This is a genomic window from Thermophilibacter mediterraneus (assembly GCF_900119385.1).
Lineage (GTDB): Bacteria > Actinomycetota > Coriobacteriia > Coriobacteriales > Atopobiaceae > Thermophilibacter > Thermophilibacter mediterraneus.
Window position 1 is genome coordinate 531882 of record NZ_FPKO01000009.1, and the last position, 23807, is coordinate 555688.

Genomic DNA, 23807 nt, shown 5'->3' on the forward strand with positions numbered 1-23807 from the left:
CGCTCCACGGGCTGCCGCCGGCGTCGGTGGACGCCGGACATCTCGCGGGAGCGCTCGCGCCGGGGGCGCATGGGCTACAATGGCCTGTGGCACGTACCCCAAGAGAAAGGTCCGCATGAAACCTCGACCTTACCGTCGATGACCCTGCGGCGCGCTCCCATCGAGGACGCGTCGACGACGCAACCGTGAAGGAGCGCAGATGATCTACCTGTCCCAGCTCTTGGGCAACCCCGTTCTGGATGCCGACGGCGAGAAGGTCGGCACGGTCTCCGACCTCGGCATCGCCACCGGCGAGGTCTTCCCCCGCATCACGAGCCTGGCCTTCATGGGGCCCGGGCGGACGCCCATCATGGTCTCGTGGCGCAAGTTCGTCGACACCTACGACGAGCACGAGGTCCACCTCAAGGTCGTGTCGACCGACCTGCGCTTCTCGTTTCTTCAGCCGGACGAGGTTCTTCTCGCCCGCGACATCCTGAACAAGCAGATCGTGGACACCCACGGGATGCGGGTCGTGCGCGTGAACGACCTCAAGCTCTCCGACACGAGCTCCACGCAGCTTCGCCTGCTCGGCGCCGAGGTCGGCGCGCGCGGACTGCTGCGCAGCCTCCACCCCGCCCTCGAGCGCGTCGCGCTGCGGCTGGCCCGCACCTTCGGGCACCCGCTGCCCGAGAGGATCATCGCGTGGAGCTACATGGACCTCGTGGAGCGCGACCTCTCCAACGTCAAGCTCTCCGTGAGCCACAAGACGCTCGACGACATGCACCCCGCCGACATCGCCGACATCATCGAGCGGCTCGACCCGCGCCTGCGCGGCCAGGTCTTCGCGCAGCTCGATGACGAGCAGCGAGCCGGCGCGATGGCCGAGTTCGACGACGACGCCATGGCGGCGGAGCTCATGGGCAACATGAACGAGACCGACGCCTCGCGCATGCTCTCCGAGATGGACCCCGACGACGCCGCCGAGCTCGTCTCCGAGCTCGACTACGACAAGGCCGAGAAGCTCCTGCGCCTGATGGGCGTCCAGGAGCAGCGCGCCATCCGCCAGCTGCTCGGCTACCGCGAGAACACCGCGGGCCGCATCATGACCTCCGAGGTCGCCACCATCGACGAGGGCGCCACGGTGGCCGACGCGGTCGCGCTCCTGCGCGGGCTCGACGAGGACTTCGAGGCCGTGCGCTACGTCTACCTCACCGACGGGGACGGGCGGCTCTCCGGCGTGGTGACCCTCAACGCCCTCATCGTCGCCGAGGGCGCGACGCGCCTCTCCGAGCTCGCGACGCAGGACCTCGTGACCGCCAGCCCCGAGGACGACCAGGAGGACGTGGCCGAGGACATCGCCAAGTACGACCTGCTCGCCATGCCCGTCGTCAACGACGAGGGGCGCCTGCTCGGCATCGTCACCGTCGACGACGCGCTCGACGTCCTCGAGGAGGAGCATGCCGAGGACCTGCGCGTCGCGGGAGGCGCTGCGGACGGCGAGGACTCCGGGCACGCGAGCGCGCTCATCTGGCTCGTGCGCCGCAACGCGTGGGTCGCCCTCTGGGCGATCGGCGTGCTCGCCCTCGCCTTCGTGGTGGGAGGCAGCCTGGGCCTGGGCGAGACGCTCGTCGCCGCGATTCCGCTCGCGGTGGCGCTCGTGCTCGCGGACGACGCGGTGAGCTACGTCACCAACTTCTTCATCGAGCACGACCCCGACGACGAGGACTCCCCCTCGATGATCGGCTTCACGTTCCGCGGCCTCGGCCTGGGCGTGGCGCTCGGGGCGCTCGTGGCGCTCATCGTGCTCGCACTCGAGAGCGTGATCGCCTCGCCGGCCGTCCCCGCCTCGCTCGACGGCCTCGGGCCGGTGCTCACGACCGGAGGCGCGGCGGCCGCGGCCTCCACGTTCTTCTCGTTTTCCTCCTCGCCCCTCTACCTGGCGGTGCTCCGCAGCCGTGACGAGCGCAACAAGGAGACCTCGGGGTTCACGCTCTCCATGGTCGCGATGCTGCTCGCGGCAGTCGTCTACCTGGTCGCCGTGGTCGCGCTCGCCGCTCCGATGGGGCTGGTGGGCTAGCCGTGGCCGATCGCACGAGGGACAGGGGCGCGTCAGACGAGAGGGACGCGCGGCAGCGGCTCCAGCCGAGGCTCATCCTCGCCGCGATGGGCCCGGGCATGGTCGCGGCGCTCGCGGGCGCCGACGCCGGCGGCGTGGCGACCTACTCGAACGCGGGCGCGCTCTTCGGCTTCCATCAACTCTGGACCGTGCCGGTCATGTGCTTCCTGCTCATAGTCGCGCAGGAGACGGCGGCCCGCATGGGCTGCGTCACGGGCAAGGGGCTCGCCTCGCTCATCCGAGAGCAGTTCGGCGTTCGCCTCTCCGCGCTCGCCATGCTGGCGCTGCTCGTGTCCAACACCACGGTCACGCTCTCGGAGTTCGCGGGCATAGCGTCGGCGCTCGCCCTCTTCGACGTGCCCCCCATCGTCTCGGTCCCCGTCGCGGCGCTCGCCATCTGGCTGCTCACCATGAGCGGCTCGTACCGCCGCATCGAGAAGGTGCTGCTCGCCATCGCCTGCGTCTTCGTGACCTACATCGTCGCCGGCGTGATGGTCGGCCCCGACTGGGGCCAGGCGCTGATCAACACCGTCGTGCCGCACGTCACGCCGACGCCTCAGTACCTCTCGCTGCTCGTGGCGAGCGTGGGCACGGCCATCGCGCCGTGGATGCTCTTCCTGGCGCAGAGCAACGTGGTCGAGAAGAACGCCCATGCCGACGACCTGCCGTACCAGCGGGTCGACACCGTGACGGGTGCCGTCGCGGCGAGCGTCATCTCCTGGTTCATCATCCTCACGACCGGCGCGGTCCTGCATCCTGCCGGCATCTCCGTCAACGGCGCGGAGGACGCCGCGGCCGCGCTCGCGCCGCTCGTGGGGGACTACGCCGAGGCCCTCTTCGGCGCGGGCCTCACCGGGGCGTCCTTCCTTGCGGCGTGCGTGCTGCCGGGCATCACCTCGAGCGCCGTGTGCGAGGCCTTCGGCTGGGAGCGCGGAGCCGACCGGAGCTGGGCCGAGGCCCCCATCTACCGCGGCATCATCACCGCCGTCATCGCCGTCTCGGCCGTCGTGGTGGTGATCCCCAACGTCAACCTCTTCGGGATCATGATGATCGCGCAGGTCATCAACGGCGTGCTGCTGCCCGTCCTGCTCGTCTTCATGGTGCTCATCGCCAGCGACCGGCACGTGATGGGGCGCTACGCCAACAGCCGTCTCTGGAACGCGCTCACCTGGTTCACCATCGTCGCCGTGACGGTCCTCACCGTTATCATGTTCGTTATGCAGGCAATGGGAATGGGTTGACGCTGGCGTCAGCCGCGGAGCGGCGATGAACGGGGACAGGGCGCGCATATGGCTCGACGCAAGGCGTGAGCGGCTCGTTGCCACGCTTCCCACCATCCTGTTCTTCATCGCGCTGCTATGGATCGTGACGCTGTTCTTTGGCTCGGACTACCTGCTGGTGGTCTCGCCCTACACCACCCTCTTCGAGACTCGCCTCACCAAGTACAACCCGCCCGGGCAGTACGCGCGCTTCGCGCTCGTGAGCGCGTTCGTCCTCGTCGCCGCGCGCGTCGCCGTCACCAGCGCCGCGCTGTGCGTGGCCGTCAACCTCTGCGTACCGCTCATCCTGGTGTTCATGCGCTCGTCTCAGCTCAACCCCCGGAGGTACTTCCCCTACACGATGCTCTTCTGCTGGCTCGAGCTCAGGCCGGCAGTGCTCGTGGACGCGTTCTGGACGCAGGCGGCCGTGCTCGCGGCGTGCTGCGCCCTGCTCAGCGCAAGCCTGCTCGTCGCGGGAGCCGCGCGCCATCGCGCCGACGACGCCCGCGACGAGCTCCACGCCTGCGTGCGCAGGCTCGCCGACGCGCTCGACCGCGCCGCCGCGCACGGAGGGAATCCAGACGGGGCGGAGCTCCTCGAGCTGAGGAGCGAGTTCTCCCGGCTCGCCTACACGGCGCGAGAGGACTCCTCGGCCCCGGCGCGCGTGCGGGACCTCCTCGACATGTTCGCCACGCTCGCGCAGAGAACCGCCTATCTGAGCGGCAGCTCGGACTGGACGCGCGAGCATCGGGAGGATCATGCCAGCGTGCTCGCGAGCCTCGCCGACCTCACGCGGCGCATGGACGTGGCCCTGAGGCTCGAGACCGCCGACGCCTGCACCCAGCTGCTTCCCGAGGCGCGGGCGCTGCTCGTCGCGACCCACCTCTCCGAGGAGCGCTTCCGCATCTTCTTCCAGGGCTACCTCAACCTCGTCATCCTCATCCTGCGCACCGCCGCAGACCCGCACCAGCGGCCCTGGCAGCTCACGCCCCGGGGACTCGCCCGCGTGGCGCTCTTCCGAAAGCGCCCGAGCCTCGACTCGTTCGAGATGCGCTTCGCGGTGCGCTGCGGAGCGGTACTCGCCGTGAGCTGCACGACCAACCTGCTCTTTCCGGTCGAGAAGCTCTACTGGTTCGCCCTGCACGCCTTCCTGCTGCTCCAGCCGTTCCCCGAGGAGTCCATGCGGAGGATGCGGACGCGCATGATCGGAACCGTCATCGGATGCCTCTTCGTGCACGCGCTCGCCCTGCTTAACCTGGGGTACGTGGGAATCACCATCCTCGGGACCGTTCTCGTGGCGCCGCTCTACGCGTCGACCCCGGGCTCGGTGACCTCAGCGTTCTTTGCGACCGCCTACGCCGTCACGATGGCGTCGGTCTCGATCGACGACTCCTACGCAACCGGGATGAGGCTCGCGAGCCTCGTGCTCGCCATCCTCACGGTCTCCGTGGTCAACCGCCTCGTCTGCCCCATGTCGGACCGCCGCCTCTTCGTGGCGAACGTCCGTCAGATGATCTCGATGGTCGAGCGCTCGTGGGGCCTCGTCCGCGCGACGCTCGTCGGGCGCGTCGACACCGTGGTCTCGTCCGAGGAGCTCCTTCACTTCCAGATGGTGCACACGCAGGCAGCCCGCTTCGTCGACGCGCTCGGCAGCGATGCCGCGACGGACCGTGAGATCGCGGAGCTCGCGCGCTACCGCAACGCCGCAGAGCGGGCTCTCTTCTGTCTCTGGGAGATCATGGGGGAGCTCGAGCAGCTCGAACTCATGGCACGCCTGCGCGAGGTCCGCCCCGAGGAGCACGGGGTTCTCGGCCAGATCATCGACCTCGCCGAGCACAACTGCGACCCGCTGCGCTTTGGCAGGGACGTCTCCGACGCGCGCGAGCTCGTCTCCCGGCTCTCCGAGCCCGACCTGCGCTACGTCCTCGGCCAGTACATCGAGCGCGCGGGCGAGCTCAGGCGCGCCATCGACGACGCGCAGGGGGCGCTCGTGAGAAAGCCGGCCTACCTTGACGAGGTGCGCGGCTGACGCGCGCCGGAGCGGCGCCGGCGAGCCCCTAGCCCTTGCTCGCCTTGTCGAACTCGTCCTTGAAGCTGCCGAACATCTTTCCGAACGAGCTGAGCTGTCTCCCGGCGGCACGGGCGACCTTGTCGCCGGTCGAGCGCGACGCGCCGGAGGAGGCCTTCTGCTTCGATGCCACCCTCTGACCCGCCCTGGGCGCATCCTGCCGAGGGGCAGCCTCTGCGGCGGGGACATACGTCCTGGGCTCCTCGCGCTCCGGCGTGGGGGCGGAGCGCTCGGGCAGCCCCTCCACGGGCCTGCTCACGCGCACGTCGGCAGCCTCGATGGAAGGTGGCTGCGGAGCCTGCTCGGGCGCGGACGCGTCCGAGATGGCCCGCTTCGCCTTGCCGAGCGCGCGGCCCAGCGCGAAGGAGCCCCTGTCCACCGCCTCGCCGGCGGCGGCCCCCACCTTCTTGCCCACCTCGGCGCCCATCGCCTTTGCGCGGGCGTACCCCTCGCCGGCCGCGCCGGCGATGCCGCCGTCGAGGCCTACGGCTCGGCCGCCGCTGTCGACGACCATGAAGCCGTCACGATAGCCGCGCACCATCTCGGGCGTGATCACGAACGAGCCGATGAGGGCACGCGCCACGCTCCCGTCCGTGGCGAGAAAGCGCTCGACGCGACCGCTCTCCTCCTCAAACTCGGCGTCTGAGACGTATCCGAGCGACATGCCGTCCGTGGTCCTGGCATCCATGCCCGACCAGATGATGCACGCGTCCCAGTCGAGGCCGAGGCGCCGCTGCGCGGCGACGTCGAGACCATCCTCGGGGCGGGTGACCAGGAGGTTCTTCTCGTCGTACCTTCGATAGGAGTCAAGCGCGAGAAACGCGTCCTCGCGCTTGATCATCCCGACGGCGTCGGGTCGCTTGACCATGAGCCCGACGACGCGGCACCCGTCCGGGGAGAAGACGGCGTTGTGCACCTTGCCGAGCCTCTGGTACTTCTCGGTGACGGTGCCGTCCTTTGCCGCCTTGGACTTCTTGAGGACGAGGACGCGCAGGCCCGTGAGGTCGCTGATCCTTGCCACGTGCTAGGCCTCGGGCGTCTCGTCGGCGTCGACGACCTCGACGTGAACGGCGTCGGCGGGGCGCTCGTCGGCGACGGGGGCGTCAGCCATGGCGGAGACGCGGTCGGCGACGGAGCTCACGGCGTCCTGGACCTGGGAGGAGGCACCGGCGACGGCCTCGGAGAGGGAGTCGCGGAGCTGGTCCATGCGCTCGCGGGCGAGGTCGACCTTGGCGCGCAGCTCGTCGGTCTTGGCGTCGACGGCGGGACGCACGTTGTTGAACTTCTCGGTCACGACGTTCGTGCCGCGCTCGTAGGTGTCAACGGCGCTGTCCCACGCGTCGTTCATGGCGTCGGCCGCCATGGCGCGGCTCTCGGCGCCCGAGCGGGGGGCGAGCATGATGCCCGCGACGACGCCAGCGGCTGCGCCGACGATGCTGCCAAAGATGAAGCCGACCGTCTTCTTGTTCATACCATCCTCCTGTCAGTGCTGGCCATTGGGTCGGGCGCACGGGCGCCTTATCGAACGAGGTGCGGACGGGGAACGCCGTCGAGGTCCCAGGCGTCGCCGCCGCGCGGCGCGGGCGGCTCCTGGTCCGCGGCGGGGTCGTCCGCCACCTGAGCGAGAATCGAGGGGTCCGCCTGGGCGACGGGCGAGGCAGGTGCGACGTCCTCGGTGACGAGGTCGCGCGCGGGCTCGGTCGCGGGGGCGTCCCCGTGGTCCGGCGCGACGTCCCCCTCGGGCTCCTGCGCCGGCTCAGCGTCCTGGTCGAGGCTCGCCACGAGGGCGACGAGACCCTCGGCGATGGCGGCGACGTCGGGGCGCGGCTCTCCGCCGCCCGCGTACGCCCACTGGAGAATCCACACCGCGCTGGAGAGCGCGCCGGCGACGAGCACGTCGTCGGGGCACGCGAGGCTGATGCGGTAGGTGCGCTCGGAGAGCTCGACGGTCTGTCCGGAGGAGATGTCCCCGGCCGCGTCGGTCCGGGCGAGCAGCTCGACGGCAACGTGCTCGAGCAGGTGCGCGAGCTCGGTGCTCCCCACGACCTCGCCAAAGCGCGAGGACGCGTCACCGAGGCAGTAGTGGTCGGCGAGCTCGGGCATGAGCTCGAGCACGAGCGCGGTTCCCTCGGGGTCCTCGCTCGTCATGAGCGGCGCGCTCGGGGCAATCTCGACCGTGGCCTCGAGGTTGCGCGGGCCGACGGTCACCTTCCTGATGTCGAAAAGCTGAGCCATCGTCTGGCTCCCCCTCGTCTCGGGCCCGTCCTGGGACAGGCGGCGTATCTCAGACCATTGTAGTGAAAGATCGGGCGATGGCCTAATCCTTCGACGAGTCGGCGCCCTTCTCCCCCTCAGCGTTGTCGTCAGCGTCGGAGGCAACGGGCTCCGGGGCGACGACGCGAATCATCGAGAGGCGCCGGCCGCGCATCGACTGGACGCGGAACTGGTAGCCGTCCTTCTCGATGATGTCACCGGGGTGCGGCAGCTTGTCGGCGAGGTCGGTCACGAACCCGGCGATGGTCTCGTACTCCTCGCTGTCCTCGACGGGCCAGCCGAGGTCGATGGCGTCATCGAGGGAGAAGCGGCCGTCGACGAGCCACTCTCGGTCGGAGAGCTTGGTGAGGTACTTGTTGTCGGGATCGAACTCGTCCTCGATCTCTCCGACGACCTCCTCGACGATGTCCTCGATCGTGATGACGCCCGCCGTGCCGCCGTACTCGTCGACCACGATGACCATCTGGTCGTGACTTGACTGCATCTCGGAGAGCAGGGGGATGATGTCCTTGGTGTCGGGGACGAAGTTCGCCGACCGGACGTGGGCGGCCACCGGGTCGGACGCGCGACCCTCGTCGAGGATGGGGCTGATGATGTCCTTGATGTGAGCGACGCCCACGATGCGGTCGACGGAGTCGTGATAGATCGGGATGCGCGAGTACCCGGTGCGCCGCATGACCGAGAGCACCTCGGTAAGCGTGGAGGTGTCCTCCATCGCCGTCATGTCGACGCGCGGGACCATGACCTCGCGCGCGATGGTGTCACCCATGTCGATGACCTCGTGAATCATCGACTTCTCCTGGTCCGACAGCTCGTCGGCGTCGGTCACCATGTACTTGATCTCCTCCTCGGAGACGCTCTCGCGCTCGTCGGCGGACTTGACGCCCAGGAGGGCCGAGAGGCCGTTGGCCGACTTGGCGGTGATCCACACGAGCGGGCGCGCCACGTGCATGAAGCCGCGGATGGGGCCGGCGACGGACTTGGCGACGGCCTCGGCGTTGGACAGCGCCATGCGCTTGGGCACGAGCTCGCCGGCGACGATGGAGAGGTACGAGACCGCGAGGGTGATGAGGATGGGGGCGAGGGGCTGCGCGATCGAGTCGGGCATGCCGAGACTCATGAACCAGCTTCCGAGCGGGTCGGAGAGGCTGGTGCTCGCGAAGGCGGACGACGCGAAGCCCACGAGGGTGATGGCGACCTGGATGGTGGCGAGGAACTGCTCTGAGTTGGAGGCGAGGTCGAGGGCGCCACGGGCTCTGCGGTCACCGTCCTCCGCCTCGGGCTCAAGAACCGCGCGCTTGGCGCTCACCACGGCGAGCTCCGACATGGAGAAGTAGCCGTTCGCCAGGGTGAGCAGGAAGGTAACCGCAATACTTATCGCTACGTCCATGCGCTCGTGCGCAACCTCCTCGGTCGGGAATCAGATGCGTGCCCGGGTCGGGACGATGGGGCCCGCGGCACAATAGGTTGATTCTAGCAGGTCAGCGGCTCCGCTGCCCACCACAGGGGCAAAGTCCGGGCGCAGACGAGGGGCGCCGCGCGGGCAGGATGCCCGAACGACGCCCCTCGCGTCGGAAGCTACCTAGCCGACGAGCCCTGCCGCGACGTCGCGCGCGGCGCCGAGCTGCTCCTCGCTGGGAATCCAGTTGAGCGCGATGGTCTTCTCGGGCATCTGGAATCCGGCCGCCTCGAGCTCCTTGGCCACGTTGTTCGGGCCGAGCGGCGCCCAGCCGTAGGAGCCGAACGCGAGGCCGATGCGGTTGTCGTTCTTGGGGGAGAGCCCCTTCATGTACGTGAGGAACGCGGACACGGTCGGCAGCATCTGGCTGTTGAGGGTCGGCGAGCCCACGCACACGTACCTGCAGTCGAGGAAGACGTCCATGACGTTGGAGATGTGGTTCTCCTTGAGGTCCATGAGCTGCGCGGGGACCCCCTTCGCCAGGAAGCCGTCGACGAGGGCGCGGGCGATCTTCTCGGTGGAGTGCCACATGGAGTCGTAGACCACGAGCGCGCGCTCGCGGACGGCGCCGGACACGAAGTCCTCCTCGTATGCGCGCAGGATGTCCTCGACGTGGCTGCGCCAGATGACGCCGTGGGCGGGGCAGATCATGTCGAGGGCGTCGGGCCCGAGGCCGCGCACGGCCTTGACCGCCGCGCTCGCCTGGGCGCGATAGGGCTGCACGATGTTGGCGTAGTACTTGCGCGCCTGGTGCATGACCTCGCAGAGGTCGTTCTCGTCGTCGAAGCGCGCCGAGCTGGCGAAGTGCTGGCCGAAGGCGTCGTTGGAGAAGAGGATCTTGTCGTAGGCGTCGTAGGTGACCATGTTGTCCGGCCAGTGCACCATGGGCGTCTGGACGAAGGCGAGCGTGCGCTTGCCGATGCAGAGCGTGTCGCCGGTCTTGACGCCGTTGTAGCCGAGGTCGCCGAAGTGCGCGGTCATGTTCTTGACGCCCTGGGGGGCGGAGCAGTAGATCTGCGCGTTCGGAGCGAGGTCGCGGATGACGCGGGTCGAGCCCGAGTGGTCCATCTCCACGTGGTTGGCGATGATGACGTCGATCTTCGAGGGGTCGATCACCGAGGAGATGCGCTGCAGCAGCTCGTCTTTGAAGGTGATCTTGGCGGTGTCGATGAGCGTGACCTTCTCGTCGAGGATGAGGTAAGCGTTGTAGGTGATGCCGGCCTCGGTGGTGTAGCCGTGGAATTCGCGAGCGTTCCAGTCGAGCGCGCCGACCCAGTAGACGTCGGGCTTGATCTGAACGGCAGAGAGCATGGTGCCTCCTTGCGACGGACAACTGTGACGGGGCTATTGTCGCACATAACGGGCGGCCGACCGGTGCGGTCGACCGCCCGCGTGGGGGGTCAGGATGGCGGGGGCGCGCCGGCGCCTCCCATCACTTCTCGCCGGCGGCGCGGCGGGCGGCGTACTCCTCCGCGAGGCGCTGCTGGATGTCGTGCGGGACCTGCTCGTAGCCGGAGACCTCGAGCTCGAACTCGCCGGTGCCGCGCGAGAGCGAGCGCAGGCGGGTCGCGTAGTCGGTGACCTCGGCGTACGGGATGGTCGCGACGACGGTGGTCTCGCCGGCGGTGGCGCCGGTGCCGGCCTCCATGCCCTCGACGCGCCCGCGGCTCGCCGAGACGTCGCCCATGACGGAGCCCGCGTAGCTCTCGGGGACGGTGATGCGCAGGTGCGCCATCGGCTCGAGCAGGACGGGCTCGGCCTGGCCGACCGCCTTCTGGAAGCCGATGCGGGCAGCGGTCTTGAAGGCCATCTCGTTGGAGTCGACCGGGTGGTAGGAGCCCTCGTAGACGGCGACCTTCACGTCGATCATCGGGTAGCCGGCGAGCACGCCCTCGCGCATGGTCTCCTGGACGCCCTTGTCGATGGCGGGGATGAAGCCGCGCGGGATGTGGCCGCCCACGACCTCGTCGACGAACTCGTAGCCGGCGCCGGGGTTGGGCTCGATGCGCAGCCAGCAGTCTCCGTACTGGCCGGCGCCGCCCGTCTGCTTCTTGTGGCGGCCCTGGGCGGAGGCGACGCGACGGATGGTCTCGCGATACGGGATCTTGAGCGCCACGGTGTGCGCAGTGATGCCCGCGCGGTCCTCGAGCCGGTCGAGAAGGACGCTGACCTGCGCCTCGCCGATGGCGGAGATGACGGTCTGGCCGGTGTCCTCGTCGCGCTCGACCTTGAGGGTCGGGTCGGCGTCCGCGGACTTCTCGAGGAAGGCGTAGAGCTTGCCCTCGGTGCCGCGCGCGTCGGGCTCGATGGCGATGCGGTAGAGCGAGTTGGGGAAGCGGAACTCGGCAGCCTCGACCTTGCCGGTGACGGAGAGCGTGTCGCCGGTCATGGCCTCGAGCTTGGGAACCACGACGATGTCGCCCGCGGCCGCGGACTGCACGTCGGTGGTCTCCTTGCCGCACATCTGGTAGAGGTGCCCGAGGCGCTCGGTCTTGCGCGTGCGCGCGTTGGTGAGCTCGATGCCCGGCGTGATGGTGCCCGCGAGGACCTTGAGGAAGGAGAGGCGGCCGTTCTGCGGGTCGTTGAGGGACTTGAAGGCAAACACGACGGGGCGCTCGTCATCCTCGGAGATGTCGAGCTGCTCGCCGTTGACCAGGGGGATGCGTCCGAAGTCGGCCATCGTGGGGAACCACTCCACGGCGGCGTCCATGAAGGAGATGACGCCCTCCTCGCGCACGCAGCTGCCCGAGAACACGGGCACGAAGACGCGCTCGCGGATGGCCTTGGCGAGAAGGCCCTCGAGCTCGTCCTGGGTGACCTCCTCGCCCTCGAGGTACTTCATCATGATCTCGTCGTCGGCCTCGACAACGAGCTCGGTGAGCTGTGCGCGGGCGGCGTCGGCGGCGTCGGCGAACTCGGCGGGGACGTCCTCGACGACGACCTTGCCGCCCTCGAGGTGGCGGGCCTTCATGTGCACGACGTCGATGACGCCCGAGAAGGCGTCGCCGGAGCCCATCGGGATGGTGACGGCGCCGAGGTTGGTGCCGAAGCGCTCCTGGAGCGTGGCGAACGCCACGTCATAGTCGGCGTCGGGACGGTCGAGGCGGTTGATGAAGAGCGCGCGGGAGAGCGAGAGCTCCTCGGCCGCGTACCACAGGCGGGTGGTGATGGTGCCCGGGCCCGAGGCCGCGTCGACGACGAAGGTCGCCGTCTCGCAGGCGCTCATCGCGGCATAGGCGTCGCCGACGAAGTCGGGGTAGCACGGGGCGTCGAGCACGTTCAGGCGCGTACCCTCCCAGACGATCGGAGCGATGGCGGTCGAGATGGAGAAGCCGCGCTCGCCCTCCTCGCCGTCGTAGTCGAGCGTGGGCTTGGTGCCGGCGTGGCCGCCCAGACGGGTGGTACGACCCGTAAGGTGGAGCATGGCCTCGGCCAGCATGGTCTTGCCCACGCCGCCTTGGCCCACAAGGACCACGTTCTTGACCTTCTCGGTTCCCTTTGCAGCCATGATGCCTCCCTCGGACGGGGTGTGTGCACGATGTGACTCACCTTACCCACGTTTGGGCACGGCGTTGCGCACATATCGGGCAGCGGGCGAGAAGGACGGTGGGGGCGCGAGGGCGTGCGAGGGGGACGGTCACTTCCGCACGGCGCGGGGCACGCCGTGCGGAAGTGACCGTCCCCCTCGCACGCCCTCACTGGTTGTCGTTCTTCTCGCCCTTCTTGGGGAGGCGGCCTGCGCGACGCAGGGCGTCGCGCAGGATCCACTCGACCTGGCCGTTGGCACTTCGCATCTCGTCCGCGGCCCAGCGCTCGACCGCGGCCCAGACCTCCGGGTCTATGCGGAGCGGGTACTGCTTGCGCGCGGCCACGTCATCACCCGCCTACTGGTAGAGGCTGCCGGTGTTGAGCACGGGCTGAGCCTCGGACTCGCCGCAGAGCACGACCATCAGGTTGGAGGCCATGACGGCCTTGCGGTCCTCGTCGAACTCCACGACGCCGCCGTCGGAGAGCTCCTTGAGCGCCATGTCCACCATCGAGACCGCGCCCTCGACGATCTTCTTGCGCGCGGCGATGATCGCCTCGGCCTGCTGGCGGCGGAGCATCGCCTGGGCGATCTCGGGCGCGTAGGCCAGGTGCGTGAGGCGCGCATCGTCCACGGAGACGCCCGCGGGGGAGAGGCGGCGGTCCAGCTCCTCGCGCAGGCTGGCAGAGACCTCCTCTATGTTGGAGCGCAGCGTGATGGACTGGTTGGTGGCGTCATCGTCCTCCATGTGGTCGTAGGCGTAGATGCTCGCCACGTGACGAAGCGCGGTCTCGGTCTGCATGGCCACGAAGCTGGGGTAGTTATCCACGTCGAAGAGGGCCTTGGCGGTGTCGGCGACGTGCCAGACCACCACCGTCGCGATCTCGATCGGGTTGCCCATCTTGTCGTTGACCTTCAGGCGGTCGCCGTTGAGGGTGCGGGCGCGCAGGGACACCTTGGTCGAGAGCGCCTTGGCTGCCGCCGCCTTGACGGAGGGGTTGCCCTCCTCGAGGCTCACGTCAATGGAGGCGCCGCCGTCGGGGGTGCCGAGGCTGTTGCTGTAGAAGGGGTTCGCCCAGTAGAACCCGGACTCGCGGACCGTTCCCACGTAGCTGCCAAAGAGCACGAGCACGCGCGCCTGGCCGGGCTGGAGCGAGAAGAACCCGCAGCTGACGATTATGGCGACGATGAGCAGCACGATGCCGCCGACGAGCAGCGCGGGCCCCGCGACGGGGGCGGGGGCGCCGGACTCCTCTGCGGACGCCAGAATGATGATGCCCTGCACGATGCCCCAGACGGACGCCGCGTAGGCTGCGAGGGTAACGAAGAGCATGGGCCAGCCGGATGCGGCGCGGGCCTGCTTCTCTACGGTCATTGCTGTTCCTTTCATCGGCGCTGCGGCCCCCTGTGGGTCGCGATGCGCTGATGCCATTGTGATATCAGATTGGTCTCTTTGCAAGCGGCAGTTCAGGATTGACCGCTCACCGGCGCCTGAACCGCGGCGACGGGTGGGCGCCGGGCATGAGACAATGGATGACCGGAGCTCGACTTTGGAGGATGCCATGGGATACAGGACCTACACCTGCCCGATCGCACGTGAGTGCGGGGGCTGCGAGTGGCTCGCGGTTCCCTACCCCATACAGCTGCGTCGCAAGCAGGAGCAGGTCGAGGGACTCATTGCGGGGATGGCCGAGAAGGACGGCGCGGAGGTCGAGCCGATCGCCGGCATGGACGACCCCGTGCGCTACCGCCACAAGGCGGCGACTCCGTTCGCGCACGCGCGCGGCGGGCGCGTCGCCTCGGGCTTCTACGCTGCGGGAACGCACCGCATCGTGCCGTGCGAGGAGTGCCTGGTCGAGGATCCGCGCGCGAGGCGTGTGCTGAACGGCGTCGCGCGGGTGGCCGAGCGCCTGCACGTCCCGCCCTACGACGAGGACCGCGGCGTGGGCGTGCTGCGCCACGCGGTCGTGCGCTGCGGCTGGAAGACCGACGACGTGCTGCTCACGCTGGTCACGCGCGTCGAGGAGCTGCGCGACGAGCGGCGACTCGTCCGCGAGCTTCGCGCCGCGTGCCCCGAGGTCACGAGCATCGTCCAGAACGTCAACGACCGCCGCACCAACGCCATTCTCGGGCGACGGTGCAGGACCCTCTTCGGCCCGGGCCTCATGCGCGACCGCCTGCTCGGGTGTGACTTCGAGATCGGTCCGACGAGCTTCTACCAGACCAACCCCGAGCAGACCGAGGTGCTCTATCGGCTCGCGATCGCGGGGGCGTCCGGCGCGCGGCGCGCGCTCGACGCATACTGCGGAACGGGCACGATCGGCATCTGCCTGGCGAGCTCGGAGGACGATGTCGAGATCGTGGGGGTCGAGCAGGTGCGCGGTGCCGTGGCGAGCGCGCGGCGCAACGCCACCGCCAACGGCGTCGACGGGCGCTGCCACTTTGTCGCGGCGGACGCGACGGACTGGATGGCGCGCGAGGGCGCGGCCGAGCGCTTCGACGCGGTGATCATGGACCCGCCGCGCGCCGGCAGCACCCCCGAGTTCCTTGCCGGCGTGGCGGCGCTCGGGCCGGAGCGCGTGGTATACGTCAGCTGCAACGTCGTCACGCAGGCGCGCGACCTCGAGCTGCTGCGCGGGCGCGGCTACCGGCTCGTGCGCGTGACGCCGGTGGACATGTTCCCGCACACCAAGCACGTCGAGACGGTCGCCATCCTCGAGCGGCGCTGACGCACCGGGCACGCGAGGCATCAGACGCGCGGGGAGGGGCCGGACGTCCGGCCCCTCCCCGCGGAGTTGACACTATGACCTGTCGTCTTTGTCAACCCTGACGGTGAGGTCGTCTCGCACGTGCACGCGGCCGGCCGCGAGCAGGGCAACCACCTCAGGATAGAGCTCGTGCTCGATCTGGTGGATATGCTCCTCGAGCTCCTCCACGGTCCACCCCTCCTCGACCGCAAGGGCGCGCTGCGCGATGATGGGGCCCGCGTCGTAGTCGGCGTTGGCAAAGTGGACGGTCACGCCCGTAACCTTGACCCCGCGGTCGTAGGCATCCTGGATGGCGTGGGCGCCGGGGAAGCTCGGCAGCAGCGCGGGGTGCAGGTTCACCACGCGGTTGGGAAACGCCGCCAGGATCGGGTCGTGCACCTTGCGCATGTAACCGGCCATGATCACGTACTCGACGCCCCTGCGGCGCAGCTCCGCGGCGATGATCTCGTCAGCCTTCTCGGGGTCGGCGTAGAGCTCCTTGGAGAGGGTGAGGGTCTGCAGGCCCGCCGCCTCGGCGCGCTTGAGCCCGTAGGCACTCGGGCGCGAGCTCACCACGAGCTCGATCGAGGCGCTCAGGGTCCCGTCGGCAATCCTGTCGATGATGGCCTGCAGGTTGGTGCCGCTGCCGGAGATGAGGACGCCGATCTTGAGCGGCTCCTCGCGCGCGTCCCTATCGCTCATCGTCGTACACCACCTTTCCCTTGGCGCCGGGCTCGCCCGCGACCACGCGGCCGACCGCGAAGGGCGCCAGGCCCTGCGCCTCGAGGGCGGAGCGGACCTCCGCCTCGTCCTCGGCCGCGCAGATGACGGCCATGCCCACGCCCATGTTGAACGTCCGGTAGGCCTCCTCGAGCGTGAGCCCTGCCTCACGGACCATGTAGGCGATCACGGGCGGGACGGGCCACGCGGGGCCCTGCTCTCCGCCGCGGAGCACGAGCGCGTCGAGGCCCTCGGGCATGGCGCGGTCGAGGTTCTCGGTGATGCCGCCGCCGGTGATGTGCGCCATGGCGTGGATGGGGGCGCCGGCGCGCAGGGCGGCGAGGAGCTGCCCGGCGTAGATGGTCGTGGGGCGCATGACGGCGTCGGCGAGCGACTCGCCCCCCAGCTCCTCGAGCGGGGCCTCGAGCTCCTCGACGGTCCTCCCCTCGATGGCGACCTTGCGGACGAGCGAGTAGCCGTTGGAGTGGATGCCGGAGCTCGGCAGTCCGAGAATGACGTCTCCCTCGCGCACGAGCTCGGGACCGATCATCTTGGGGCGGTCGACCACGCCCACCACGAAGCCGGCGAGGTCGTAGTCGCCCTCGGCCATGACGCCGGGGTGCTCGGCCATCTCCCCTCCCACGAGGGCGCACCCGGACTTTCGGCACCCCTCGGCGATGCCGCCGACGATCTTGGCGACGTGCTCGGAGCGAAGCTTGCCGATGGCAACGTAATCGAGGAAGAACAGCGGCTCGGCGCCCATGGGGACGATGTCGTCCACGCACATGGCGACGAGGTCCTCGCCCACGGTCTCGTGGCGGTCGAGCAGCTGCGCGATGGCGAGCTTGGTGCCCACGCCGTCGGTGCCCGAGACCAGGATCGGCTCCTCCATGTCCTTGAGCGCCGCTGCGGAGAAGCACGAGCCGAAGCCGCCCAGACCACCGATGACCTCGGGCCGGCTGGTCGTGGCGACGGCGGCCTTGATCGCGTCGACGGCGCGGGCCCCCTCGGCTGTGTCAACGCCGGCGTCTGCGTAGCTTACGTGCTTGGTGCTGGCCTTCTCGGTCATCTTGCTCCCCTTTCTGGGTGGTCTGGCAAAACGTCGCTGAGGGCCCCTCACTGGGAGAGGAGCCGCTCTGCCTGTTCGATCGGCATCCGGGAGGTCTCCGAGGCGGCGCTCAGGTTCTCCGGCGTGAAGCCGGGCAGGAAGCGCTCCTCCCAGAACTCTCGCGGGATCTCCACGGGATACTCGCCGGTGAAGCACGCCTTGCAGTAGCCGCACGTGCCTTCGGCGCCGCCGGGCACGCAGCTCAGCAGGCCCTCGATGGAGAGGAACCCCACAGAGTCAGCCTCGATGTGCGCGCGGATCTCCGCGAGCGACATCTTCGCGGCGATGAGCTGGTCCTGGCTGCCCGTGTCGATTCCGTAGAAGCACGGCCACGTCACCATAGGCGACGCCGATCGCACGTGCACCTCAGTGGCCCCCGCCGCCTTGAGCATGCGCACGATCTGTCGGCTCGTGGTGCCTCGGACGATGGAGTCATCGACCATCACGAGCCGCTTCCCGCGCACGACGTCGGGCAGGGCGTTGAGCTTGAGCCGCACGCCCATCTGCCTGAGCTCCTGCGTTGGCTGGATGAAGGTGCGCGCGACGTAGCGGTTCTTGATGAGGCCCGTGCCAAAGGGAATCCCCAGCTCCTGGGCGAATCCCTCGGCCGCCGGGGTGCCCGAGTCCGGAACGGAGATCACGAGGTCGGCCTCGACGGGCGTCTCCTGCGCGAGGCGGCGGCCCATGTTGTGACGCATGAGGTAGAAGCTCTCCCCGTCCTTCACGGAGTCGGGGCGCGAGAAGTACACGTGCTCGAAGATGCAGTCCGCGCGGGACGCGGGCTCGCAGCCCCGCTCCGACCGGATGCCGTCGTCGGAGATGCGCACGATCTCGCCGGGCTCGATCTCGCGCACGAAGGTCGCTCCGGAGATGTCGAGGGCACAGGTCTCGCTCGCCACGACCCACCCGTCGTCCCCCAGTCGGCCCAGCACCAGCGGACGGATCCCGTGGGGGTCGCGGAACGCGTAGAGCGCGTTCTCGCGGACGAGCACCATGGCGTACCCGCCCTCGATCATGTGCATCGCGTGCGCGATGCCCGTGCGCAGGCGCCCGGAGTGGCGCGTGAAGTGGCCGATGAGCTTGGCGGCCACCTCGGAGTCGGTGTTTGAGCGGAAGGGTATGCCCATGTCGATGAGCTCGCGCCGCAGCGCGTCAAAGTTCACGAGCGTGCCGTTGTGGGCGAGCGCGATGATGACCTCGTCGATGGTGGAGAGGTGGGGCTGCGCGCTCTCCCAGCCCTTCGCCCCGGCGGTCCCGTAACGGCAGTGGCCGCAGGCGACCTTGCCCGGCATGGCCGAGAGGTCGGCGTCCGTGAAGACCTGCGTCACGAGGCCGAGGTCCTTTCGCACGAGCACGGTCCTGCCGTCGCCCACCGCGATGCCGGCGGACTCCTGGCCGCGGTGCTGCAGGGCCCGCAGCGCGAAGTACGTGATTCTCGCGACGTCGCGCCCCGGTGCCCAGACGCCGAAGACGCCGCACTCCTCGTGAAGGGTGTCGTCGCACATGATGGATCTCGTCTCTCTCAAGTGACCCCCTAGTCGCTCGTCGCCGGGTCGGTCCCGGCGGGCACGGGCACGCAGACGAGCAGCGCCCGTCCCGTGTCGCCGCTTTCGTAGCTGCAGGTGCACAGCGTCAGCACGTTGCTGGCGCCAGCGATGAGCTCGGCCGCGTCGGGACGCCTGGCCTCGGCTCGGGCGAGAAGATCGGTGAGGTAGGAGCGCAGCTCCTCGACCGAGCCGAACGTGAGGCGGCGGGCGTCCGCGTCATCGGCGTCGGTCTCGTACAGCAGCAGCGGCTCCAGCTCGTAGGTCGCCTCCTCCGTCACGTACCAGACGGTGGACACGGCGTCGAACGCCTCTTGGTCGGCCAGGTCGGCAATCGGCTTGAACATGGCGCCGTTGCGCAGGTGGTGGCCATAGACGAGCGTCTGGCCGTCGACCATGCCGGGCGGCGTGTTCTCGTAGTCCATGAACACCTGCCCGCCGAGCGAGTAGCTGTCCTCGACCGAGTTGTTCAGGTACTTCTCGTTGTCCGGCCCCTGGTAGACGGGAAAGTTGACGGTCGTGCCGGGAATCTGCAGCCAACCCACGACCTCGTCGTTCACGGCTCTGAGCGCCTCCCAGTCGACCTGTGGGGGCGTCGCGGCGTTATCCGAGACGTCGGCGTGGCTGGCGAGCTCCTCGTTGATGCGATCCTGCTCGCGATACTGCCACTGGTTGCGGGCCCAGGTGAGCGCTGCGGCGGCGATGAGCGTCACGCCCGCAACGAACAGCAGGATGGAGATGACGCGACCCACGCGCTTGCGCGGGTCGCGGCTGCGGCGTCCCGACAGGTCGTAGGGGTCCGTCTCCACGAAGCTGCGATCTCGGCGGCGCCGGTTGTGCCCGCGACGGCGGGCGGGCGGCTCCGAGACCACGGGGATGTAGGCGGCGTCGCGCCGGTGCGGCAGTCCGGCGGCGTGAGGGTTGCCCTCCGGGGCGTGATACGACTCGTCCCCGCCCCGCCGGGTGTTGAGGTGGGTGCGCGGGTTGCCCCCGAGGCGCGCAGGGGCGCCGCGGTCGTCTCCGGGCTGCTTGAAGTGCGCGGCCATCGCCTGACCCCCGAGCCTCTCGGACTAGGCCTCGGCCATCTGGCGCTTGAGCTCCACGACCTTCTCGCGGTACTCGGGCATGGTCGCGCCAAGGACCTGCGTGGCGTAGATCGCCGCGTTCTTTGCGCCGTTGATGGCCACGCATGCGACGGGCACGCCGGAGGGCATCTGCACCATGGACAGCAGCGAGTCCATGCCGCCGAGGTCGGACGTCTTCATGGGCACGCCGATGATGGGCAGCGGGGTGAACGCCGCCACCACGCCGCCGAGGTGGGCGGCCTTGCCGGCGGCGGCGATGATGACCTTGAGGCCGCGCTCGGCCGCCGTGCCCGCCCACTCGTGGACCTTCTCGGGGTTGCGATGGGCGCTCGCGGTCACGAGCTCATAGGGAACGCCGAGCTCGTCGAGCTGGGCGGTGCACGCCTCCATCGTCGGCATGTCTGACTTGGAACCCATGATGATACCCACGAGCGGCTGGTCTGCCATGATGATCCCCTCTCGTCGCTGCATATGTCGCTCTAGTATAGAACGGACGACCCGGGCGCGCCGCTCAAAAGGCCCACGCGCGCGTGCTATGCTGGCCCCCGTACGCTGGTCCATCAGTCCGCGGACGAAGGAGAATCCCATGAACACTGCCAGCAACCTGCACCTCTACCAACGCAAGGGCGGCTACCTGCCGCGCGTCGCCGCAGTCCACGACCTGTGCGGCTACGGCAAGTGCTCCCTCGGCATCGCCATCCCCGTGCTCTCGGCGGCGGGCATCGACGTCTGTCCGGTCCCGACCTCGCTCTTCTCGGCGCACACGCGCTTCCCGAAGTTCTACATGCATGACACCACGCCCATGCTCGGCGAGTACCTCGACGCCTGGCGCGAGGAGGGCATCGAGCTCGATGGCGTCTACTCGGGGTTCCTGGGGTCGGCCGAGCAGGTCGACGCCATCCTGCGCCTCTATCGGGAGTACCCCGGGGCCCTTCGCATCGTCGACCCGGTGATGGGCGACGGCGGGGCGAAGTACCCCACCTACACCGACGAGATGTGCGAGGCGATGAAGGGGCTCGTCGACGGGGCGGACGTCCTCACGCCCAACCTCACCGAGGCCTCCATCCTCACCGGCATCCCCTATCAGAGTCAGGACGTCGACGAGGCGTACGTCGGTCGCATGATGGACGCCCTGCTCTCGATGGGCGCCAAGTCCGTCGTCCTCAAGGGCATCGTCCATGAGGGCGAGCAGATCATCAGAAACTTCGTGAGCGTCGCCGGGGGAGAGGTCGAGGAGGTGTCGGGCGAGCTTCTCCCCTTCATGCTGCACGGCACGGGGGACCTCTTCGCGTCCGGCCTCACGGCGGCGATTTACGCCGGGGAGAACCTCAACTCGAGCGTCGAGTTCGCATGCGCGCTCGTGCGCCACGCCATGCAGATCACGCCCGACCAGCCCGACTACCAGGTGCGCGGCGTGAGCTTCGAGAGCGTGCTCGGGGACGTGACCGCTCTTCTCTCCTAGGATCGACGCGACCCCTGACGAGACGCGCCCGCGCGGCCCTGATGCCGCGCGGGCGCTACGTTACAGGCAGAAGCCGATGACCACGGCGTCCGGCGTCGCGGGACGATGCCCGTAGCCGATGTCACCGTCAGGGGACACGCACATGAACCAGTTCGCGTTGGTCTGCTCGGGGCTGCGCTCCCACCAGTACTCGCCGCTCGCGAGCGCGATCTGCGGCGCGCCCTCGGCGGAGGTCACGCCCATGTCCGCGAAGAGGCGATACTGGTCACCCTCGCTCTCGTAGACGCCGGCGCGCTTGTTTCCTGCGACGACCTCGCCCACGATCTCGGAGTAGGAGGGCACCCACACGCGGTCGGAGGTCACGACCTGCTCGGTCGAGCCGGAGCCGGCCACGGGGTTGGTCGTCTTGTCCACGGCGACGAGCAGGTCTGCGAGGTCGGTGGGCATGAGGGCCAGCAGGCCCTCGTTCACCCAGGCGCGCAGCGTCGAGCCCTCCCATCCGCCCTCGGTCTGGGCGAGCGCGTTCATGGGCTGCGAACCCACGGAGCCGCGGGCGACGAAGGTGATGCCAGCAGCGCCGGAGCCGTCCGAGCGCTCGTCGTGGCGAAGACCCGCCACGGCCATCGGCACCACGGTCCCGTCGGAGAGCTCGAGGTCCTTGGTGTTGTCCGCGCTGAGGGTCCCGTCCTCGTCACAGAGGTTGTAGTACGCGGCGATGTCGATCGCCGCGGCGTCGTCATCGGCCTCTGCGACGAGCGCCGAGATCTGCGAGAGCTCCTCCCAGGAGTAGTCGGCAAGGGAGGTGCGCACCTCGGGTCCGCCCTCCGCGACGGCAGCGGAGGGACTCTCCTCGTCCTGCCCCTCGTCCTGCCCGTCGACCGGTTCCTCGACCACGTTCGGCTGGACGCTGCGGTCGACGAACGGGCCGAGCCAGCTCGTGGCCACCCAGGCGAGAAACGCAACGACGACCAGCGCCGCGATGACACCGACCGCGATGGTCACATGGCGCCGATTGAGCGACGAGATCGCCGAGGACACGCGTCCCCCCGCCGTCGCCGCGGCGGTCGCGGCAGAGTCGAGGACGCTCGTGCGGTCGGCGACTTCGGGAAGGTCGTCGTGCGCGCGGCGGTCGTCGGGGGCGTCGCCGCTGCGCGGCGCCTCACCCCTCTCCGTCCCGCCATTGCCGTGGCCCCCCTCGTCCTTAGCCGCCTTGCCGCCGCCCTGCGGGGCAGGCTCGTCTTCACTGGCGCGAGGTTCGTCCCACGAGCCGACCGGTGGGGTGTAGACGGAGGCGTGGCGACGAGGGCCCACGAGCGGGTCGGCGCCGACCCTCGCGCGCTCGCCATGTGGGCGAATCCTCGTAGCGCGGGGGGGAGGGGCAACGGGAACGAGCGGGACCGCGCCCAGGCCCATGGGCTCCAGGGGTTCCTCGAGCTTCTTGGGGGCGGGGACCTCCTCGACGGGGGCGCCGCACTCGGGACAGAAGCGAGCCCGCTCGGGAAGCTCCTCGCCGCACTTCATGCACCTCATTGGTCCCCCTCTCACGCAGTCACGCTGCCACGGTAGCATGGACAGAGCCCCGCTGCGAACGAGAGCGTCGGCCAGACCCGCCCAAAGGCATGGTTTGCTGCGTCACGCGCAGGGACGCTCTAGTCGCTCTTCTCGGTGGAGAGAATCTGGACGGGGGTAAACGAGGTCGTGATCTGGTCACGAAGCTCGTCCTGGACGGCGGAGTCGATGCCGGTGATCCTGCACGAGAAGTTGACCCCCGTCTCGGACTGGGTCTTCGTCCAGACGAACGTCATGAACGAGGTGACGTCCCCGGTGGGCTTGAGGAAGCCGAAGAGCGTCGAGCGCTGAATGCTCCCGTCCTCCGCCTCGTGCACGTTCACGTGATAGACCACGGTGTCTATGTTCGGGTTGAGCAGGGCGTTCACGGAGAAGGCCGTTGCCTGGACCTGGGACCCGGCAAAGCACTCGAGCGCGTTCTCCGAGTTCGTGTCAATGACGGTTACCTCGATGCGCCCCGTGTTCTCGTCCGCCTCCTGGACCGAGAAGTCCGTGGGGAACTGCGTGAACCCGTTGCCCCACTCGACGCCGCCTCGCAGCGCGGAGGCGACGGTGCGGACGTTGACGTCCTCGGAGAGGTTAGCGGTGTTGGAGCGTCGGAGGAAGCCGAACGCGACCTGGCCCACCACCACCGCGACGAGGAAGATCGCGACGAACGAAACGGCGGTCTTGGTGATGACCTTGCCGACGTTGGACCCGGAGGGGTCGTCCTCAGAGAGGGGGTCGATGTCGAGCGAGACGCCCTTCTCGCGGCGGTGCGCTCGCTGGCGGCGGGCGCGCTCCTCGTCGGAGTGGCCGGTGTGGTCGACCGTCGCAAACAGGGCCTCGGCCTCGTCAGCGGTGAGGGCACCCTTCTGGATGCGCGCAACCTCGCTTCTCTTAGCCATCTCT

Annotated in this window: 20 protein-coding genes; 5 read left to right on the forward strand and 15 right to left on the reverse strand. The window is 69.2% G+C overall.

Translation table 11 applies throughout. The features are described from left to right. Positions 1 to 199 precede the first annotated feature (199 nt). From BQ7106_RS07265 to BQ7106_RS07275, 3 genes are all read left to right on the forward strand, one after another. Complete coding sequence (locus BQ7106_RS07265; RefSeq protein WP_072373615.1) at positions 200 to 2056, forward strand: magnesium transporter; 1857 nt, start codon at positions 200 to 202, stop codon at positions 2054 to 2056. Positions 2057 to 2142: 86 nt separating this feature from the next. Beyond that, positions 2143 to 3336, forward strand: a complete 1194-nt coding sequence (locus BQ7106_RS07270) for an Nramp family divalent metal transporter (RefSeq protein WP_083527040.1) — start codon at positions 2143 to 2145, stop codon at positions 3334 to 3336. A 25-nt stretch (positions 3337 to 3361) separates the two neighbouring features. Continuing rightward, complete coding sequence (locus BQ7106_RS07275) at positions 3362 to 5383, forward strand: FUSC family protein (RefSeq protein WP_072373621.1); 2022 nt, start codon at positions 3362 to 3364, stop codon at positions 5381 to 5383. 28 nt (positions 5384 to 5411) lie between these two features. Here BQ7106_RS07275 and BQ7106_RS07280 read toward each other — a convergent pair whose 3' ends face one another. The 8 genes from BQ7106_RS07280 to BQ7106_RS07315 form a co-directional block, all read right to left on the reverse strand. After that, positions 5412 to 6443 carry a hypothetical protein gene (locus BQ7106_RS07280; protein ID WP_072373624.1) on the reverse strand — a complete coding sequence of 344 codons (1032 nt, stop codon included), beginning with the start codon at positions 6441 to 6443 and terminating at the stop codon, positions 5412 to 5414. Positions 6444 to 6446: 3 nt separating this feature from the next. Next, positions 6447 to 6893, reverse strand: a complete 447-nt coding sequence (locus BQ7106_RS07285) for a YtxH domain-containing protein (protein WP_072373627.1) — start codon at positions 6891 to 6893, stop codon at positions 6447 to 6449. Positions 6894 to 6940: 47 nt separating this feature from the next. After that, entirely contained in the window at positions 6941 to 7657 is a 717-nt protein-coding gene (locus tag BQ7106_RS07290; RefSeq protein WP_072373630.1) for a cyanophycin synthetase family protein, read from the reverse strand. Positions 7658 to 7739: 82 nt separating this feature from the next. Further along, positions 7740 to 9086, reverse strand: a complete 1347-nt coding sequence (locus BQ7106_RS07295; RefSeq protein WP_072373633.1) for a hemolysin family protein — start codon at positions 9084 to 9086, stop codon at positions 7740 to 7742. Between the two features lie 192 nt (positions 9087 to 9278). After that, complete coding sequence (locus BQ7106_RS07300; protein ID WP_072373636.1) at positions 9279 to 10466, reverse strand: FprA family A-type flavoprotein; 1188 nt, start codon at positions 10464 to 10466, stop codon at positions 9279 to 9281. A gap of 121 nt (positions 10467 to 10587) precedes the next feature. After that, positions 10588 to 12663, reverse strand: a complete 2076-nt coding sequence (locus BQ7106_RS07305; protein ID WP_072373639.1) for an elongation factor G — start codon at positions 12661 to 12663, stop codon at positions 10588 to 10590. 187 nt (positions 12664 to 12850) lie between these two features. Next, a complete protein-coding gene (locus BQ7106_RS07310; protein ID WP_072373642.1) occupies positions 12851 to 13027 on the reverse strand; it encodes a type II toxin-antitoxin system antitoxin in 177 nt (58 codons plus the stop codon). A 12-nt stretch (positions 13028 to 13039) separates the two neighbouring features. Next, positions 13040 to 14056, reverse strand: coding sequence for an SPFH domain-containing protein (locus BQ7106_RS07315; protein ID WP_072373645.1), 1017 nt, complete (start codon positions 14054 to 14056; stop codon positions 13040 to 13042). A 187-nt stretch (positions 14057 to 14243) separates the two neighbouring features. Between BQ7106_RS07315 and rlmD the strand changes: the two genes are divergently transcribed. Continuing rightward, complete coding sequence (gene rlmD / locus BQ7106_RS07320) at positions 14244 to 15410, forward strand: 23S rRNA (uracil(1939)-C(5))-methyltransferase RlmD (protein ID WP_129583822.1); 1167 nt, start codon at positions 14244 to 14246, stop codon at positions 15408 to 15410. A gap of 72 nt (positions 15411 to 15482) precedes the next feature. Here the strand turns inward: rlmD and purN are convergent, their stop codons facing one another. From purN to purE, 5 genes are read right to left on the reverse strand one after another with little or no spacing between them, the layout of a single operon-like run. Then, positions 15483 to 16130, reverse strand: a complete 648-nt coding sequence (purN, locus tag BQ7106_RS07325) for a phosphoribosylglycinamide formyltransferase (RefSeq protein WP_072373652.1) — start codon at positions 16128 to 16130, stop codon at positions 15483 to 15485. Further along, positions 16120 to 17217, reverse strand: coding sequence for a phosphoribosylformylglycinamidine cyclo-ligase (gene purM / locus BQ7106_RS07330; protein WP_072373655.1), 1098 nt, complete (start codon positions 17215 to 17217; stop codon positions 16120 to 16122). The genes purN and purM overlap by 11 nt, the downstream gene beginning before the upstream one ends. A 47-nt stretch (positions 17218 to 17264) precedes the next feature. After that, the gene (gene purF, locus BQ7106_RS07335) at positions 17265 to 18761 is read right to left on the reverse strand and encodes an amidophosphoribosyltransferase (RefSeq protein ID WP_072373658.1); all 1497 of its coding nucleotides are present in this window, start codon (positions 18759 to 18761) and stop codon (positions 17265 to 17267) included. A 29-nt stretch (positions 18762 to 18790) separates the two neighbouring features. Further along, complete coding sequence (locus tag BQ7106_RS07340) at positions 18791 to 19846, reverse strand: class B sortase (protein WP_072373661.1); 1056 nt, start codon at positions 19844 to 19846, stop codon at positions 18791 to 18793. A 24-nt stretch (positions 19847 to 19870) separates the two neighbouring features. Then, positions 19871 to 20332: a 5-(carboxyamino)imidazole ribonucleotide mutase gene (purE, locus tag BQ7106_RS07345; RefSeq protein WP_072373664.1), complete on the reverse strand. Its 462-nt coding sequence runs from the start codon at positions 20330 to 20332 to the stop codon at positions 19871 to 19873. 139 nt (positions 20333 to 20471) lie between these two features. On the opposite strand from purE, the gene BQ7106_RS07350 reads away from it, so the two are divergent. Beyond that, a complete protein-coding gene (locus BQ7106_RS07350; protein ID WP_072373667.1) occupies positions 20472 to 21347 on the forward strand; it encodes a pyridoxamine kinase in 876 nt (291 codons plus the stop codon). A gap of 60 nt (positions 21348 to 21407) precedes the next feature. On the opposite strand, the gene BQ7106_RS07355 is transcribed toward BQ7106_RS07350, so the two are convergent. Together BQ7106_RS07355 and BQ7106_RS07360 are read right to left on the reverse strand one after the other, a co-directional pair. Next, positions 21408 to 22877, reverse strand: a complete 1470-nt coding sequence (locus tag BQ7106_RS07355) for a DUF6273 domain-containing protein (RefSeq protein WP_072373670.1) — start codon at positions 22875 to 22877, stop codon at positions 21408 to 21410. Between the two features lie 119 nt (positions 22878 to 22996). Further along, the gene (locus BQ7106_RS07360; protein WP_072373673.1) at positions 22997 to 23803 is read right to left on the reverse strand and encodes a hypothetical protein; all 807 of its coding nucleotides are present in this window, start codon (positions 23801 to 23803) and stop codon (positions 22997 to 22999) included. Positions 23804 to 23807 lie beyond the last annotated feature (4 nt).